Genomic DNA, 16,632 nt, shown 5'->3' with positions numbered 1-16,632 from the left:
ATAAATATTAAAAAATGTAGTATAATAAAATTATTAATATTCCTGCTGTGTGCGTGGAATGAGTTAGTCTTGACCGAACATTTTATAAATGGGAATCGGACTCTTCTTGTGGAATGATATCCATTTATAATGGAGACAGGAAGTAAGAAGGAGATTCCCACCTGCTTTGGGGCGGGTTCAAAATAACTCATAATACGGCATGGTGGGATTTTATTTGTTTTGTAATATGTTTCTTAAAGAAGACAAAGACTCTTCTATTTCTTCTCTTGGTAAGTTTCCAGAGTTTAAATCATTATCATTTTTTAAAAGTAAATTTTCGTAAAATTTTATTGCGAATTTTATATGTTTTGCATCATGATTATTTTCTTCAAGTATTTCATAGATTATATCATCTGCTTTATCATATCTTTTAGTCTCTGCATAGTAATCTGCTATTTTACTTAAAAGAGTAAAAGAAAGCTTATATTCACAAAGTTTATTTATTAAAGGATCTATATCTGAAAAATAATTTTTTAAATCACAATTGGTGCTTTCATTTAAATAAGCTTCCAAAAACAAATTTAATGATTTCTGATGTATATAAAAGGCATCATCCAGTTTGTGCTGAAATTCTAAGGCGTTTCCTTCTTCTTCCAACAATTTAGCCATGATTATGCACTTGTCTGTAACTATGCTCCCATTAATTTTTACCATTTCCATTATATTTTCTAGAGATAGGGAATTGAAAAATTTTATGCTCAATCTAAAAATGTCTTTGAAAGCGGTATCTATTAAATCTAAGGCTCCTTCATAATTTTCATTATCCATATCATCTAGTATTTTATATAGCATTTCATTAAATTTTTTAATTAATTCAGCAGTAATAGTTCTTTTTAACATTTTGTATGCCTCCATAAATTTTGCAAATAATAATATAACAATACTTATTATACTAAAAAATCAATCTATTTACTATAAAAATAGAAATAGATATTGAACTTATATATATACCATGTTATCATATATACATATCACAAAGTAGTTTTAATAACTACGTATGAGACATGCAAAATTTATTAAGGAGTGGTTTAATATGGATAATCAACTTAAGTTTTATACAAGAGGAGAGGAAGTAGCTAATGCTGTAACACATGGAATAGGTACGCTTCTGTCAATTGCAGCTCTTGTATTATTGATTGTATTTTCTGCTAGGATGGGAGATAAGTGGTATATAGTAAGCTATACTATCTATGGAGTTTCTATGCTTATTCTATACCTAGAATCCACTTTATACCACAGTATAACTAATTTAAAGGTAAAAAAGGTTTTTAGAATATTTGACCATGCATCTATTTATCTATTAATAGCTGGAACTTATACTCCTTTTACACTTACTATTTTAAGAAATTCTATAGGTTGGATGATATTTGGAATAGTATGGATTATGGCTATTTGTGGGATAGTAATGAAAATATTTTGGATAGGCAAACATGAGGTTGTGTCTACACTAATATATATTGCCATGGGATGGATAATAATTTTTGCTATGAAAAGACTTTTATTACTTCTTCCTCCAGCTGGAATAGCTCTTTTGGTGGCAGGTGGAATCATATATACAGTGGGAGCTTTTTTATACATGTTAGATAAAATACCTTATAATCATGCCATATGGCACCTTTTTGTTATAGGTGGAAGTGCCTGTCACTTCTTCTGTGTGCTTTTATATCTATAAATGACAGGAAAGTTTTATCCGATGACTACCTGATCTAATATTCCCACTTCTCCAAGTGTACGTTGCGAGCAGCTATATCCCTGGATAAGTTCTTTCCCTAAAGGATAACGTATTCTAAGTGCTAAAGACACTAAGAATACTGTTAATAAGGTTCAGATGGAGAAAAGGATTCCTTATAAGCAAACTCCACCTGAACCTAAGAATCACTTGATGATATAATAAGTAGAATAGAGTGGAACGATGTAAAAAATGAAATACTTTATAAAAATTAAAGTATAAAAATACAGATATGTGACGAAATATTTTGTAATATACTTATGAATATTAAGAGGAGTATGTATATATTATGTAGAATACATAAACAATAAACTTATTTTGTAAAGGATAAAAAGATATGATTAATCATAGTATTTTTGGACTTAATTCTTCATTTTATTACTTTGGATTAGAACATTTAATTATAAATATGTGTCAATATATAAAAGAAGGTATTGAAAGAAAAGAGAAAATCTGTGTATACACGGATTTAAAACTGTATAAAAAATTATTAAAGTATGTTGACACAAAAAATAATTGTGTGGAATACGTTGATATGACACAAGTGATTAATGAGTATCCAAAGTTGAAAGTAAATAATATAAGAAGAGAAGTTTTAAAGTATATAGATAAAATTAATAAAGAGGGATATGTAGGCGTAAGATTTATTATACAGGTTGATTATGCCATCTATAATACTTCCCAGAATAATTTTCTGAATTTTAATAGAAATATATTAAATATAATTTTAGAAATGAGTGCTTCTTGTATGTGTATTTATAATTTTGAAGATTACTTAAAGAATAAAAGGTTTATAAATGAAAAGGTTATCAAAGAATCCTATAAAATTCATAATTATAGACTATATAATAGAAAATTAGTGAGTGTAAAATAATCCTAGTTTTAAACTAGGATCATTTTACATAGAATTAATGGGAGTTATCATATCATCAAGGCAGTATAAGTTTAACCTAAATTAACAAAAAGTATTCTTAAAAATTTAAAGTTTAGGCACTATGGTGACATGTAGAATAATTTATGTAAATATTTTGTAATTTTCTAGGTTGAAAAGGAGGTAATGTGGAAGAATTTAATATATCTAAAGATTCCTCTAAATTATCTGATAAGGTTGCATTATTAGATTCTAAGTCTTCTTTTAAGCACTCATTAAAATAGTTACAATAAGCATAATAATCCTTTCGTTCTCGAGAATACATGGTGTATACTTTACCTGCCAATTGAAGGACCTCTCTACATAAATATAAATTACATGGATGTGGTCGTAAAGAAAAACTTAATTTGCACCCATCTTTTTTTAAAAAAGGACATAATCTAAAAAAGAGACTATTGTCAAAATCACTGTATTTTATATTGTTTTCAGTGTAATTGTCATATTGATTTTTAAAAAAGATTCCTTTTACCCTGATATCATAATTTTCTACACAATTTGGAATAGAAGATAAATAGTATATAAAATCTATGTTCCCATTGTTTATTATATTTTTAATATCTACTAGATTGTATTTTGGAAAGTACCAGCAGCAACCTCTGTTCTTTATATTTGTATAGGATGTGGATTCTACAAAATTACTGCAGTTCCCGCAAATATCACATTTAAATAGAGGAATGTTGTTCGAAAATTTATAGCTTAGTAACATATAAAAGCCTCCTTGAAAATAGACTGCAATTAGTAATATATAGGATATTTATATATTTAGTATAGAAATTAAATAGAAAATATTTTGAATCTGAATTGCTATATTAAAGATTTTTAATTAGTTGAAATTATTAATTGCAGTGAAAGTAAAAATTAAATATAGAATTATTAACTTGTACATGATATAATTATAATTTTAATGTGTTTATATTAATTTTAGAATAAGATAAAAATTTTTACAATACTTTATTTCTAATTTACAATAAAAATGATACTATATATAGAGTGTACAGTTTCTTCATAAATGAAATTTTGGAGGTAATTCAATGAATGATGAAAAGTTGCTGATATTAGATGGACATAGTTTGATGCATCGGGCATTTTACGCACTCCCAGATCTAACTAATCTAGAAGGAGTCCATACAAATGCAGTTTATGGTTTTTTAAATATGCTTCTTAAAATGAAGGAGGAAATTAAACCAGATTATGTGGTATGTACTTTTGATAGAAGTGCACCTACTTTTAGACATAATAAATACAGTGAATATAAAGCTGGAAGAAAAAAGATGCCTCCTGAATTGTCAGAGCAATTTCCAGTAATCAAGGAAATATTAAAAATGATGTCCGTAAGTATTTTTGAAATAGATGGATTTGAAGCAGATGATCTTATGGGAACACTATCTGTCTTTGCTGAAAAAAATGGTATACAGGTCTATATAGTTACAGGAGATAGGGATGCCCTTCAGCTTGCTACAGATAAAGTAAAGATAGTTATAACTAAAAAAGGTATAACTCAAAAAGAGATATATGATAGAAATAGGATGATAGAAGAGTATGGGGTAACTCCTACACAGTTTATAGATGTTAAAGGACTTATGGGTGATACTTCAGACAATATACCTGGGGTTCCTGGTGTAGGTGAAAAAACTGCTTTTAAATTAATAAAACAATATAAGAGTATAGAAAATGTATATGAAAATGTAGAGGATATAAGTGGAAAAAAGCTAAAGGAAAACTTAAAAGATAATATGGAGCAGGCTATTTTTAGTAAAAAACTTGCAACTATTATGACTAATGTACCTGTGGAAATGGATCTTGAGTCCATTGAGTCAAAGGAAGAGTATGATGCACAGGGATTAAAGAAGGTATTTGAAAAACTTGAATTTAAATCTTTGATAAGCAAAATTCATGGGCTTAACGAAATCCAGAAGGATAAAGCACAGGAATTTGATGTTGAATTTACGGAAATAGATACTTTACACAAGTTTAGTGATTTTGTAAATTCTTTAAAAAATAATGATTTAGTATATATAAACTTTAAAGTAGAAGACGAGGAAAGTTATTCTAGAAATTATATAGATAAGGTATTTATAAGTTTAAATGAAAAAAACTTTCAGATACATATAAATGAAATATATAATGAAGATAAAAATAAAGCAGTAGAACTTTTTAAACTTTTATTTGAAAATGAAGGTATATCCAAGGTAGGGTATGATGTAAAAGTTCCTTGCAGCATATTATATAAAATGGGTATAAGATTTTTAAAATTAGAATTTGATATAAAAATAGCAGCTTATCTTATAGATTCATCGAGATCTGACTATGAGCTTAAGGATATTATAAGACAGTATACGGGAGTTGAAATTTCAGAAGATGACGAAAAATTTTTTTCTAAGGAAACTGTGCTTTTTAGTAAGGTTTATTCCGAGCTTACAAAGAAAATAGAAGAAGCTCATATGGAAGAGCTTTTGTATAAAGTAGAACAGCCTCTTATATACGTGCTTGCATCTATGGAATGTGAAGGCTTTAAGGTTGATAAAGATAAGCTTGTGGAACAAGAAGGTAAATTTAAAATTGAAATAGATAAAGTACAGAAAGAAATATATTCTCTTTCTGAAGAAGAATTCAATATAAATTCTCCAAAACAGCTTGGAAAAATTTTATTTGAAAAGTTGGATCTACCTGTAATAAAAAAGACTAAGACGGGATATTCCACTAATGCAGAAGTACTTGAAAAATTAAAAGATAAACATCCTATAGTTGAAAAGATAATTTACTATAGACAGCTTACTAAATTGTATTCAACATATATTGAAGGACTTAAAGCAGTAATACAGGAAGATGACAAAATTCATTCCAGTTTTAATCAAACGGTAACAACTACGGGAAGACTTTCAAGTACAGAACCTAATCTTCAAAATATACCTATAAAATATGAGATGGGTAAAGAGATAAGAAAAATATTTGTTCCAGAAAATGAAGACTGTGTTATACTTTCAGCAGACTATTCACAGATAGAATTGAGAGTACTTGCTCATATTGCTGATGATGAAAATTTGATAAGTGCGTTTATAAATCATAGTGATATTCATACAAAAACTGCTTCAGAAGTGTTTAAGGTACCTATAGATGAAGTTACATCTGCTCAGAGAAGTAATGCTAAAGCAGTAAACTTTGGTATAGTCTATGGAATAGGTGACTTTAGTTTGGCTAAAAATTTAAAAATATCTAGAAAAGAAGCAAAGCTTTATATAGACACTTATTTTGAAAGATATCCGAAGGTAAAGTTATATATGGACGATATAGTAAAAGAGGCTAAAGTAAATTCTTATGTTACTACACTTATGAATAGAAGGAGGTTTATACCTGAGATAAAATCTTCAAATAAGATAGTGAGGTCATTTGGAGAAAGACTTGCAATGAACACACCTATTCAAGGCAGTGCAGCGGACATAATAAAAATAGCTATGGTAAATGTGTATAGAAGATTAGAGGAAAATAAATTAAAAAGCAAACTAATACTTCAGGTACATGATGAACTAATTCTAAATGTGTATAAAGAGGAAATTGATAATGTAAAATCTGTAGTAAAAGAAGAAATGGAAAAAGTTTTACAACTGAAAGTCCCTCTTGAAGTAGATATAAGTGTAGGAAGTAATTGGTATGAGGCTAAGTAAATTAGTATAAAGGGGAAGAAAACTGTGATTAAAATAGGGCTTACTGGAGGTATAGGAAGCGGAAAAAGCACTGTTTCTGATATACTGAGAGAGCACGATATAAGTATAGTGGATGCAGATATTATAGCTAGGGAAGTAATTGAAAAATATCCTGTAATAATTGAAAAAATTAAATGTATTTTTGGAGAAAGATTTATTGATCTTTCAGGTAAACTTAGAAGAAAAGAATTTGGAAATTATATATTTTCTAATGAAGGAGAAAGAACTAAATATGAAAGTATTATAATGCCTTTCATTAAAAAGGAAATATTAAAAAAAGTAGAAGAATTAGAACAAAAATGTGAAAAAATTTGTGTTATAGATGGAGCTACCCTCATAGAAAATGGATTTTGTAGTTATTTGGATGAAATGCTATTAGTTTGGGTAAATAAAGAGGTACAGATAAGCAGGGTAAAAAGTAGAGATAAATTAACGGAAGGTCAAGTGCTTAGCAGAATAAACTCTCAGATGCCTTTGGAAGAAAAGAAAAAGTATGCGGACTTTGTACTAGATAATTCTAATACTTTAGATGAAACTAAAACACAATTAAAGGAGATATTTATAAGAATAAGCAGAAAATATGGGGGGGTGAAGTGTCCTAAAATATAGTTTTTAAGACACAAAAAAATTGAGGTTTCTAAAAAAAGTAGCAATAGTTATAATACTAATAATGGTAGCTGTATTATGTGTAAAAAGTATTGCAAGATATTGTTATCCATTAAAGTATTCAACTTATATAGCAGAATATGCAAAACAATATGATTTAGATCCCTACTTTGTAATGGCTGTAATTAAGACAGAAAGTAACTTTAAAGAAAATGTAAGGTCCAACAAAAATGCTATAGGACTTATGCAGATAACTCCAGATACTGCAGAATGGGCGGCAGATAAGATGGGAGTATCAAATTTCCAAGATAACATGCTAAATGATCCTGAGTTTAATATAAGAATGGGATGCTGGTATTTGAACAATTTAAAATCAGAGTTTGATAACAATATGGATTTAATTTTGGCAGCTTACAATGGAGGTAGGGGAAATGTAAAAAAGTGGTTGAAGGATTCCGATCATTCTAAAGATGGAAAGAATATACAGTACATACCTTTTAAAGAAACGGATAAATATATTAAACGTGTAAAAGTAAATTACAGGGTATATAAGTACTTATACAAGAATTTGCAGATGAATACTTCTATAATTATTGTAAATTTTTTGTAATTTTAAAATTTAGTTGACAGTTTAATAAAAAGTCATTATAATAACTATTGTAATGCGAGGGTGGCGGAATAGGCAGACGCGCACGTTTGAGGGGCGTGTGAGTAACATCGTACGGGTTCAACTCCCGTTCTTCGCACCATTTAAGAAATGTTAGGCAAGTTTAAAACTTGCCTTTTTTTATTTGTCCGATGACTACCTGCTCTAATACTCCCACTTCTTCAAGTTGGAGTAAAGAGCAGCTACGTCCCTGGATAACGATTTCTAAGCATCAGGTGGAGTCAAAACTCCATCTGATGCTTAGAAATCTGTTTATATTATTTATGTTTGTGAAACTCTTTTTGAAGGTAGAGAGAAATCTCATTTAAGGCTTTCTCTGATTTATTTGTTATTTTACTCATTGAAATAAATCCATGGGGTACACCATTGTACCGGGTAACTTGTGTATTTATTCCTGCATCCTTTAACTTTTTACCATAAGCTTCACCTTCATCCCGGAGGGGATCAATTTCTGCTGTTATTATAAGTGTATCAGGTAACTTTTTAAAGTCTCTAGCTAAAAGAGGAGATGCATAAGGATTTTTTCTATCCTCTTTTTTGGGAACATATAGTGAGATATATTTTTCCATGTCTGTTTTTGAGATGTTAAGATTATTGGCAAAATAAGACCAGGAATTACTATTTAATTGAAATATATTTGTGGATGGATATATTAGCACTTCACAAGTTACAGGAGGACCATTTTTATCTCTTGACATGAGAGAAACTGCAGCAGAAAGATTTCCGCCTGCACTGTCCCCTGTAAGTGCTATATATCTTCCATCTCCATTTATACTTGATGCATTTTTATGAGTCCATTGGAGTACATTATACATATCATTAACTGCAGCAGGAAAAGGATTTTCTGGAGCAAGGCGGTAGCCTACAGATATTACTATTGCATTCGTATTCTGCGAAAGTTTTCTACAAATACTATCGTAATTATCAATACTTCCTGCAATCCAGAAACCACCATGAGAGTAAATAATAATAGGAAGTTTGCTGCTATCTTTAGGAGTATATATACGTACTGGTATTTTTTCAGAGTTTACCTTTATAGTAGTGTTTTTTATATTAGAAAATGGTATGGGATTGTTAGACCATTTAGTTGATTGGGTATTTAAGTATTCTCTGATTTCTTTTATTGATTTAGCATCTATTGAATTAGGGCTTAAAATTTTGTTTAGGTGTAATTTTATTGCGACATAAGTATCAAGTTTACCACTATTTGTTTTAGTTAAATTTTCAATAATAAAAAAACCCGCTGCTATAATTATAAATAGGATAACTGATGTTATTTTAATAAATTTTTTCATTCTATTTACATCCTCCGCCTATTGTGGAATTCAGTAACGCGTATTTCTGCTGGAACATTATATATCAAACAATGTTTGGGTCAGGTTTATTTGGTTTCTCCCTAAAATGATTTAACCTGCGATGTGCAGGACCTTCTACTACATCACCTTCGTAGCTGAATCTAGAACCATGACAAGGACAATCCCAGGTTTTCTCAGCATCGTTCCACACTAATTCACATCCTATATGGGTGCAGGTGATATCTACTATGTGGGTAATGCCATCTTCATCTTTATAAGCTCCATACTTATTCCCATTAAAAGTAAAAACTTTTCCTTCCCCTTTTTTAAATTTGAGTTCACTGGAGGCATAACTAAGTTTTCCCTCCAGTAGTTGTTTGGCTACATCAAAGTTTTCTACAAAAAAGTTTTTAGTAGAATTAAGTGTTATAGAACGAGAAGGGTTATAAATTTGCTCCCAAGGATTGTCATGATTCATAATTAAATCCTTTAATAGGACAGCGGCAGCGGTGCTGTTCGTCATTCCCCATTTTCCAAAACCTGTGGCTACATAGATATTTTTTGATGATGAAGTCAATTTGCCTATATAAGGTACCCCATCTAAGGTTATGTAATCCTGTGTAGACCATTGATACAAAATCTTTTCAACACTAAATATATTTTCAGAAAAGCATTTCAAATTATTATAATGATTTATAGTGTTTTCACCATGGGCTGTTTTATGACCTTCTCCTCCAATAAGCACAATTTCTTTTCCATTATCAGTCTGAGAACGAAGGGAGCGGCCGGGACTTTCTGCATTTATAAATGTACCTTCTGGAAATTTTTCTTTAATTTTTAATGCTAATACATAAGACCTATCTGGTTTAAGTCTAGTAAAATATAAACCTAAGTTATCATAACACGGAAAATGTGAAGCTATAATGAGTTTTGATGAGGTTACTTTTTTTCCATTACGGGATAAAAGTATACAGGGAGCTTCGCTTTCTACATCTATTATAGTAGTCTTTTCGAATATATAGCTGCCATTTCCAGGTATTTTATCAGCAAGGGATAAAAGATACTTTTTAGGATGAAATTCAGCCTGATCTTTAAAATAGACAGCGCCTTCTATGGGTAATGGAAGAGGTATATTATCCAAGTATTCTGCTTTTAATCCAAGACTTTGGGCAGCTTTTACTTCCTTTTCTAGACTTTTTACATAATTTTTGTCCTGGGTATACATATAAGCAGGTACATGTTTATAGTCACAATCTATGTTGTATTCTTTTACTAAATTTTCTATAAATCTAATGGAAATTTCATTTGCTTCTGCATATTGTCTTGCCTTTTCCATTCCAAATTCATTTATTAATTTATCATATATTAAATGATGTTGGGAAGTTATTTTAGCAGTTGTATGACCGGAGGTACCGTTTGCTATGTTGTCTGCTTCTAATACAGCAACTTTAAAACCTTCTTTTTTTAGTAGAAAGGCACAGGTAATTCCAGCTATGCCGCCTCCTATGATTGCAATATCAACTTGTATGTCTTCTTTTAAAGAAGGGTAATTTGTTTTGGATGTGGAGTCTATCCAGTAAGACTCTAAAATTCCTTCTATAGCATTAGGATTAGTACAGCATTTATTCATAAACCTACGCTCCTTTATATATTCAGATAAGATTAATTTTTCCTTTTAATAAAAAAATATTCAATAAGGCATTTGAAAAAATAGACTAGCATGATGATTGGTTATTTCTTTGAAAATGCCTAAGAGCTTATGTTCAATGATCTTGAATATTATATACATAAATTTGATTTATAAGGTAATAATATACTTGTAAAAAAAATTAGGGAGGTAGAAATTATGACAACTGGCAACAAACAATTGGATACTGGAAATTTAAAGGTATTGAAGGATCAAATTGAATACGAAGCATTGATGAACAAGAAATTTAATGATTGTTCAGGAAGATGCAGTGATACGCAAATAAAAAATTTGTGTAATGAAGCTGCTCAAGTCCACAAACAAAATTTTACATCTTTAAAATCCTATTTAGATTCACATCAATAAAAAGAAAGGGGAATTAGATTATGAATGAACAAGAACTTATGCACGACCTTTTAGCTAGTGAAAAACAGGTTATTTCAGCATATAGTACAGGAATAACAGAAACTTCTTGTACTAATTTAAGAAACACCTTAGTAAACAATTTTAAAAATGCCCAGGATATTCAATACAAAATTTTTGATACTATGAGACAAAAGGGATGGTATCCTACAAAAGATGCCCCAGAATCGGATGTACAACAATTAAAAAATGAATCTAATCAAATGATGAGCTCATTAAGATAGTAAGATAAAAAACAATCTCAATTTGAAAATTGAGATTGTTTTTTATTTGCTAAGTGTTTTCCAGAAGGTATATTTTAATGAATCTAAAGTAGTGTTAAAATTAAATTGAAATGTTTAATTTAATGTGATAATATACATATATAGAATGATAGCAAACTTGTTTTAAGTTTACTAAAGGTATTGATTTACAGTAGTTTAGGGTAGTTTCTAATAAGTGAAGTTTGAAGAACGTGTGAGTAATTACTAGAGATTTAACTTCCGTTCGTCACATTAAAAGAAAATAATTTCTGAAATATTCGATTAGCTTCTTATCTTGATCCTACAGTATTTATAAGGGAGTTCAATATTTTGATGTGTATATGTACCTTCTGTGAGACCTTTAAGGCATTTAAGAGATAGAAACATCTGTGAGGGCACCCACCTATCAGTGTGATAGGTTTCAAGAAAAAAGCGGCGGTATTTCGGATAAACATTAGATAAGTGAAGAGAGGTATTTATATCTCTCTTTTTGTTACAATTAAAAGTAAACATTTTTTTAAAAACAAATAAATATTGTACTAGAGTCTTGCTATGAACAAGAGGTATGTGTACTATTAAATTATAAGGGTACTTATAAAAATGAAAAATAAGTGAGGTTAATTTTATATAATAATGATTATTTTAAGATGAAGTATATAATTTTTTTGCATAAGACACAATACATAATGAATGGAGGAAATATGAACAAATGAATAAAACATATGATTGCCTAGTAATAGGCTGTGGGCTTGCAGGGGCGGTGATATCTAGGGAACTAGCAGAGCGGGCAGGTAAAAAGGTATTGATTATGGAAAAACGCAGCCATATTGCAGGTACTACTTATGATTTTTTAAATGAGGATGGTATACTAGTACATAAATATGGACCCCATATATTTCACACTTATAACAAGCGTGTATTTGACTATGTCTCTCGATTTACAAAGTGGAGGGATTATTCTCATGAAGTTTTGGCAAATGTATATGGAAAATTGATGCCTGTCCCATTTAATTTAAATTCTCTTTATATGGCCTTCGATTTGAAAAAAGCAGATAGGTTAGAACAAAAGCTTGTTTCTGCTTATGGTATGGGTCAGCGATTAACCATTGCAGAACTGGGAAATAATAAGGATAGTGAATTTCAGGAACTTGCTGATTTTATTTATAATAATGTGTTCCTCAATTATACTCAAAAACAGTGGGGGGTTACTCCAGAAGAAATAGATTCGTCTGTTATAGCTAGAGTCCCAATACTAATTTCACGTGATAATCGTTATTTTCAAGATACATATCAGGGAATACCAGCTAATGGATATACTTCCCTTTTTGATAAGTTATTAGACCATCCTAATATAAGTTTGCGTCTTGACACTGATGCAAATGAACTCTTGAAAATTATAGAAGATGATATATTTTTTGAGGATAGACCGTTTAAAGGTACAGTAATATATACTGGTGCTTTAGATCAATTTTTTGACTGCCAGTTTGGACGTCTTCCCTATAGAACTGTAGATTTTTTATTTGAAACACATGATGTAACATGGTATCAGTCAAAGGGAACTATAAATTATACAGTAGACCAGCCTTTTACACGAATTACGGAATTCAAACATTTAACAGGTCAGAGTGTTTATAATAAGACGACTATAATGAAGGAATATCCAAAGTCATATACAGGTTCTGAAGGTGAGACACCTTACTATCCTATAATTAGTTCAGATAATTTTAAGCTTTACGAAAAATATAAACAACTCACTAATAGTTTACGTGATTTTTATTTGTTGGGTAGACTTGCAGAATATAAATACTATAACATGGATGCAATAATTGAGAGGGCACTAATTTTGGCAGATGAAATTATTTGTAGCAGGAAAGGAAATAATATTGATGAAGATAATAACATTTACAGTTCCGTGCTATAATTCAGCAGATTATATGGGACATTGTATAGAAACTCTCCTTCCAGGTGGAGAAGATGTAGAGATAATAATTGTTGATGATGGTTCTTCTGATAATACTGCAGAAATTGCAGATGATTACGCAGCAAGATATCCTAATATTATAAAGGCAGTACATCAAGAGAATGGAGGTCATGGTCAGGCTGTAAATACGGGTATTAAGAATGCCTCGGGTATATACTTTAAAGTTGTAGATTCTGATGATTGGCTTGATGTACCCGGAATGTTGAAAGTTATAGATGTGCTGAAAAGACTTTATAAAGAGGGAAAAATACTAGATATGATGATATGTAATTATGTCTATGAGCATTCTAAAGATAATACCAGTCATGTAGTTAACTATAAAAATGTGTTACCTGAGAATCATATATTTGGATGGGATGATGTAGGTAAATTTAAGATATCTCAGTACATTCTCATGCATTCTGTTATATATCGAAAATCTCTTTTGTGTGAATGTGGACTTGAGCTTCCAAAGCATACTTTTTATGTAGATAACTTGTTTGTTTATGAACCTCTTCCATATGTGAAGACAATTTACTACATGGATATCAACTTATATAGATATTTTATTGGCAGGGAAGATCAATCTGTAAATGAAAAAATCATGATAAAAAGGATAGATCAACAGCTTTATGTGAATAAACGTATGATAGACTTTTACTGTAAATTTGATAAAATACCTAATAAACGTTTGGACAAGTACATGAGAAACTATCTTTCTATGATGATGACAATTTCTTCAGTGCTCCTTATAGTTTCGGGAAGTGAGGAAAACTTTAAAAAGAAAACTGATTTGTGGTCCTATTTAAAGAGTGTAAATAAAAATCTCTATTCAGATATGAGATACTGTTTATTTGGTATAATATCTAATGCTCATGGCAGTTTTGGAAAAAAAGTAGTTGAATATGGCTATCGTTTAACCAATAAAAAATATAAATTTAATTAGATAAACAGAATTCTTGGCATCAGGTGGAGTTAAAACTCCATCTGATGTCAAGAACTCTGTTTATTGAATGTTTTTTCCTTTACTTTTTAAGAAACTGAGAAAATCCTTTTTACTTCTGTTTATGATTAGTTCCTCTGGCATATCTATTTGTTTTAACATTTCTATTGCACTTTCGAAGCCACCGATGCGGTAAGCAAAATGGGAATCACTATTTAATACTATTTTTACTCCGTATTCCTTACATAAACTTGCTATTTTCGTACAATTCTTTTCGCTGCCTTTTCGTGAACTTACGAAGGAACTATTGTTTATTTCAATAAGTATACTTTTTTCTTTGGCCTTTTTAACTACTTCTTCTGCATGAATTGGAAACTTTGGATTACCAGTATGGCCTAAAATATGTACATTAGGGTTATCCATAACTTTTAATAGAGCGGAGGTATTTAGGTCTGGATTTTTATTTGCCTCCATTATAGGTTCGTGGATACTTGCTATGATTATATCCAATTTTTCCTGCAGATCTGTTGATAAGTCGAGATTTCCTTCATAATCTATAATATTTGCTTCACATCCATAAAGCATAGTTACACCAAAAAGTTTTCTTGGAAGTACCTTAAGATTTTCAAAATACCATTTATGAGGGGCACCAGGCATAGAAGGTCCATGTTCTGTTGACCCTAAAAGCTCTAGTCCTATTTCGCTAGCATATTTGGCATTTTCTAATAAAGTAGAGTAAGCATGGCCACTAACTATAGTGTGGGTATGTACGTCAAGAACGTATTTCATTTATATTAACTCCTTTCAAAATCAACAAATGTTGTTATATTAATTATATATTAGAATTTGCATTTTTGTCATTTAAAATCCAATAAAAGTTCAAAGTATTGGAAAAGCATGAATATATGATAAAATCCATAGTAAAGGTTTCAAAATAGGTGTATTATATATAGTATAAAATAACATAATTATATAATTTAGGTGAAGTTTCGTGTATTTATTTATAAAATTAATCCATTTTAATAGAGTTTTAGTTTATAGGAGGATTTGCAATAGTAAATGGTAAAAATTACAGAAAAAGAAAATGAGAAAAAGACAATAAAATTTAAAATTAATAAAAAGAAAATGATAAGGTCACTATGCATATTGATCTTATCAATTTATGTTTTACATGTATTCTTAGTACATTTTGTAGTTAATAGATATAATGAGCGTATATATCCAGGAGTTAAAGTAGAGGGCATAAATTTAAGTGGAAAAACTGAAAAAGAGGCTGTAGATACTTTAAAGCACAAATATGTAAATGAAGCATTGAAAAAAAATATATTGATTAAAGCTGGAAATAAAGTATATAAAATAAACTATTCGAAGCTGAATATGAATTATAACATAGAGGATACTGTAAAAGATGCTTTTAAATATGGTAAAAAAGGTAGTATTTATGATAAATATAAAATTATAAGAAGTGCAAAAGAAAAGCAGTTTAGTTTAAAGTACAGTTATAATAAAAGTGAGGCTGAAGAAATTATATCAAAAATAGAGAATGATTTTGATAAAAAACCAATAGATGCCAAAATAACTAGAGATAAAAATGATAAATTTCAAGTTACTTCGGAAAAGCAGGGCCAAGAGATTGATAAGGACAAGCTTATTGAAGATATGGAAGCTGAAATTAATAGCAAAGATACTAAAGATGTAATGGTTAATGTTAAAATGAAAGAAATTCAGCCTGTAATGAAAAAATCAGATTTAAAAAAGATAGATACGAAAATATCTAGTTTTACAACTGATTTTTCATCATCCACAGATAGTAGAGCTAATAATATTAATGTGGCGGCAAAGAGTTTAGATGGAATTACAATAATGCCTAATCAAATCTTTAGTTTTAATAATATAGTAGGAGAAAGAACAGAAAAGAGAGGATATCAAGCTGCTGGAGTTATTGTAGGTGATAAGTTAGAATCTGGCTTCGGAGGAGGAGTATGTCAGGTGTCAAGTACTCTTCATAATGCTGTAGTAAGAGCAGGTATAGTACCTATAGAGAGGGATCATCATAATTTACCTGTTAGCTATGTTGAACTTGGAATGGATGCGACAGTAGACTATGGAAATATAGATTATAAATTTAAAAATACATTGAATTATCCAATATATATAGAATGCTTAGTAGAGGATGGAAATTTAACATTTAATATCTATTCTAATTCCAAATTAACTGAAAAAACCTATAACCTTGTAAATAGCGTTAAAACAACAAAGGAAGATAATAAAACAGTACTAACGGTAAAAGCTTACAAAGTTACTTATAAGGATGGGAAACAAATTTCTAAGCAAGAAATAAATACTGATAAATATAGACTCCCAAATTAGGAGTTCTATAGAGTTTCTAAACGAAAAATCAACTTATAC

General features: G+C 29.7%; 15 protein-coding genes, 1 tRNA gene and 2 other RNA genes. 13 read left to right on the top strand and 5 right to left on the bottom strand.

From position 1 onward, the window contains the following. Positions 1 to 36: 36 nt before the first annotated feature. A non-coding RNA gene (gene ssrS, locus CLAU_RS19970) (6S RNA) lies at positions 37 to 213 on the top strand. Here the strand turns inward: ssrS (CLAU_RS19970) and CLAU_RS06025 are convergent. Continuing rightward, complete coding sequence (locus CLAU_RS06025; protein ID WP_013239993.1) at positions 211 to 879, bottom strand: DUF6483 family protein; 669 nt, start codon at positions 877 to 879, stop codon at positions 211 to 213. The two genes, ssrS (CLAU_RS19970) and CLAU_RS06025, sit on opposite strands and share 3 nt — an antisense overlap. Positions 880 to 1,072: 193 nt before the next feature. Between CLAU_RS06025 and trhA the strand changes: the two genes are divergently transcribed. Beyond that, positions 1,073 to 1,711, top strand: a complete 639-nt coding sequence (trhA, locus tag CLAU_RS06020; protein WP_013239992.1) for a PAQR family membrane homeostasis protein TrhA — start codon at positions 1,073 to 1,075, stop codon at positions 1,709 to 1,711. Between the two features lie 394 nt (positions 1,712 to 2,105). After that, entirely contained in the window at positions 2,106 to 2,642 is a 537-nt protein-coding gene (locus tag CLAU_RS06015; RefSeq protein WP_013239991.1) for an MEDS domain-containing protein, read from the top strand. Between the two features lie 112 nt (positions 2,643 to 2,754). Here CLAU_RS06015 and CLAU_RS06010 read toward each other — a convergent pair whose 3' ends face one another. Continuing rightward, positions 2,755 to 3,405: a hypothetical protein gene (locus CLAU_RS06010; protein WP_013239990.1), complete on the bottom strand. Its 651-nt coding sequence runs from the start codon at positions 3,403 to 3,405 to the stop codon at positions 2,755 to 2,757. Positions 3,406 to 3,730: 325 nt separating this feature from the next. Between CLAU_RS06010 and polA the strand changes: the two genes are divergently transcribed. The 4 genes from polA (at position 3,731) to CLAU_RS05990 (ending at position 7,755) form a co-directional block, all read left to right on the top strand. Further along, positions 3,731 to 6,361, top strand: coding sequence for a DNA polymerase I (gene polA / locus CLAU_RS06005; protein WP_013239989.1), 2,631 nt, complete (start codon positions 3,731 to 3,733; stop codon positions 6,359 to 6,361). 24 nt (positions 6,362 to 6,385) lie between these two features. After that, positions 6,386 to 7,009, top strand: a complete 624-nt coding sequence (gene coaE / locus CLAU_RS06000; protein WP_013239988.1) for a dephospho-CoA kinase — start codon at positions 6,386 to 6,388, stop codon at positions 7,007 to 7,009. A gap of 19 nt (positions 7,010 to 7,028) precedes the next feature. Then, a complete protein-coding gene (locus CLAU_RS05995) occupies positions 7,029 to 7,616 on the top strand; it encodes a lytic transglycosylase domain-containing protein (protein ID WP_023162173.1) in 588 nt (195 codons plus the stop codon). A gap of 54 nt (positions 7,617 to 7,670) precedes the next feature. Further along, positions 7,671 to 7,755, top strand: a tRNA-Leu gene (locus tag CLAU_RS05990). Positions 7,756 to 7,930: 175 nt separating this feature from the next. Here the strand turns inward: CLAU_RS05990 and CLAU_RS05985 are convergent. Together CLAU_RS05985 and CLAU_RS05980 are read right to left on the bottom strand one after the other, a co-directional pair. Next, positions 7,931 to 8,968 carry an alpha/beta hydrolase gene (locus CLAU_RS05985; protein WP_013239986.1) on the bottom strand — a complete coding sequence of 346 codons (1,038 nt, stop codon included), beginning with the start codon at positions 8,966 to 8,968 and terminating at the stop codon, positions 7,931 to 7,933. 64 nt (positions 8,969 to 9,032) lie between these two features. After that, on the bottom strand, positions 9,033 to 10,598 hold the full coding sequence (locus CLAU_RS05980; RefSeq protein ID WP_013239985.1) for an FAD-dependent oxidoreductase: 1,566 nt from the start codon (positions 10,596 to 10,598) through the stop codon (positions 9,033 to 9,035). Positions 10,599 to 10,814: 216 nt separating this feature from the next. Between CLAU_RS05980 and CLAU_RS05975 the strand changes: the two genes are divergently transcribed. The 5 genes from CLAU_RS05975 (at position 10,815) to CLAU_RS05960 (ending at position 14,226) form a co-directional block, all read left to right on the top strand. Further along, positions 10,815 to 11,021, top strand: a complete 207-nt coding sequence (locus CLAU_RS05975; protein ID WP_013239984.1) for a hypothetical protein — start codon at positions 10,815 to 10,817, stop codon at positions 11,019 to 11,021. A 20-nt stretch (positions 11,022 to 11,041) separates the two neighbouring features. Then, complete coding sequence (locus CLAU_RS05970; protein WP_013239983.1) at positions 11,042 to 11,302, top strand: spore coat protein; 261 nt, start codon at positions 11,042 to 11,044, stop codon at positions 11,300 to 11,302. 281 nt (positions 11,303 to 11,583) lie between these two features. Next, positions 11,584 to 11,774: non-coding RNA, 6S RNA (gene ssrS / locus CLAU_RS19965), on the top strand. A gap of 255 nt (positions 11,775 to 12,029) precedes the next feature. Further along, positions 12,030 to 13,241: a UDP-galactopyranose mutase gene (glf, locus tag CLAU_RS05965; protein ID WP_013239982.1), complete on the top strand. Its 1,212-nt coding sequence runs from the start codon at positions 12,030 to 12,032 to the stop codon at positions 13,239 to 13,241. Continuing rightward, the gene (locus tag CLAU_RS05960) at positions 13,207 to 14,226 is read left to right on the top strand and encodes a glycosyltransferase family 2 protein (RefSeq protein WP_013239981.1); all 1,020 of its coding nucleotides are present in this window, start codon (positions 13,207 to 13,209) and stop codon (positions 14,224 to 14,226) included. Before glf ends, CLAU_RS05960 begins: the two co-directional genes overlap by 35 nt. A 60-nt stretch (positions 14,227 to 14,286) precedes the next feature. On the opposite strand, the gene CLAU_RS05955 is transcribed toward CLAU_RS05960, so the two are convergent. After that, positions 14,287 to 15,012: a phosphatase gene (locus CLAU_RS05955; protein WP_013239980.1), complete on the bottom strand. Its 726-nt coding sequence runs from the start codon at positions 15,010 to 15,012 to the stop codon at positions 14,287 to 14,289. Between the two features lie 270 nt (positions 15,013 to 15,282). Here CLAU_RS05955 and CLAU_RS05950 point away from each other — a divergent pair, with 270 nt between their 5' ends. Next, positions 15,283 to 16,593 carry a VanW family protein gene (locus CLAU_RS05950; protein WP_013239979.1) on the top strand — a complete coding sequence of 437 codons (1,311 nt, stop codon included), beginning with the start codon at positions 15,283 to 15,285 and terminating at the stop codon, positions 16,591 to 16,593. Positions 16,594 to 16,632 lie beyond the last annotated feature (39 nt).

The sequence above is a fragment of the Clostridium autoethanogenum DSM 10061 genome, assembly GCF_001484725.1.
Taxonomy (GTDB): Bacteria; Bacillota; Clostridia; order Clostridiales; family Clostridiaceae; genus Clostridium_B; species Clostridium_B ljungdahlii.
This window is presented reverse-complemented; position numbering and strand designations above follow the sequence as displayed.

Bases quoted from the DNA above. Each gene is read 5' to 3' on its own strand.
- CLAU_RS05980 (WP_013239985.1), bottom strand. From the start codon at position 10,598: ATGAATAAATGCTGTACTAATCCTAATGCTATAGAAGGAATTTTAGAG.
- trhA (WP_013239992.1), top strand. From the start codon at position 1,073: ATGGATAATCAACTTAAGTTTTATACAAGAGGAGAGGAAGTAGCTAAT.
- CLAU_RS06015 (WP_013239991.1), top strand. From the start codon at position 2,106: ATGATTAATCATAGTATTTTTGGACTTAATTCTTCATTTTATTACTTT.
- CLAU_RS05960 (WP_013239981.1), top strand. From the start codon at position 13,207: ATGAAGATAATAACATTTACAGTTCCGTGCTATAATTCAGCAGATTAT.
- CLAU_RS05955 (WP_013239980.1), bottom strand. From the start codon at position 15,012: ATGAAATACGTTCTTGACGTACATACCCACACTATAGTTAGTGGCCAT.
- CLAU_RS05985 (WP_013239986.1), bottom strand. From the start codon at position 8,968: ATGAAAAAATTTATTAAAATAACATCAGTTATCCTATTTATAATTATA.
- glf (WP_013239982.1), top strand. From the start codon at position 12,030: ATGAATAAAACATATGATTGCCTAGTAATAGGCTGTGGGCTTGCAGGG.
- CLAU_RS06025 (WP_013239993.1), bottom strand. From the start codon at position 879: ATGTTAAAAAGAACTATTACTGCTGAATTAATTAAAAAATTTAATGAA.
- polA (WP_013239989.1), top strand. From the start codon at position 3,731: ATGAATGATGAAAAGTTGCTGATATTAGATGGACATAGTTTGATGCAT.
- CLAU_RS05950 (WP_013239979.1), top strand. From the start codon at position 15,283: ATGGTAAAAATTACAGAAAAAGAAAATGAGAAAAAGACAATAAAATTT.
- CLAU_RS06010 (WP_013239990.1), bottom strand. From the start codon at position 3,405: ATGTTACTAAGCTATAAATTTTCGAACAACATTCCTCTATTTAAATGT.
- CLAU_RS05970 (WP_013239983.1), top strand. From the start codon at position 11,042: ATGAATGAACAAGAACTTATGCACGACCTTTTAGCTAGTGAAAAACAG.
- CLAU_RS05975 (WP_013239984.1), top strand. From the start codon at position 10,815: ATGACAACTGGCAACAAACAATTGGATACTGGAAATTTAAAGGTATTG.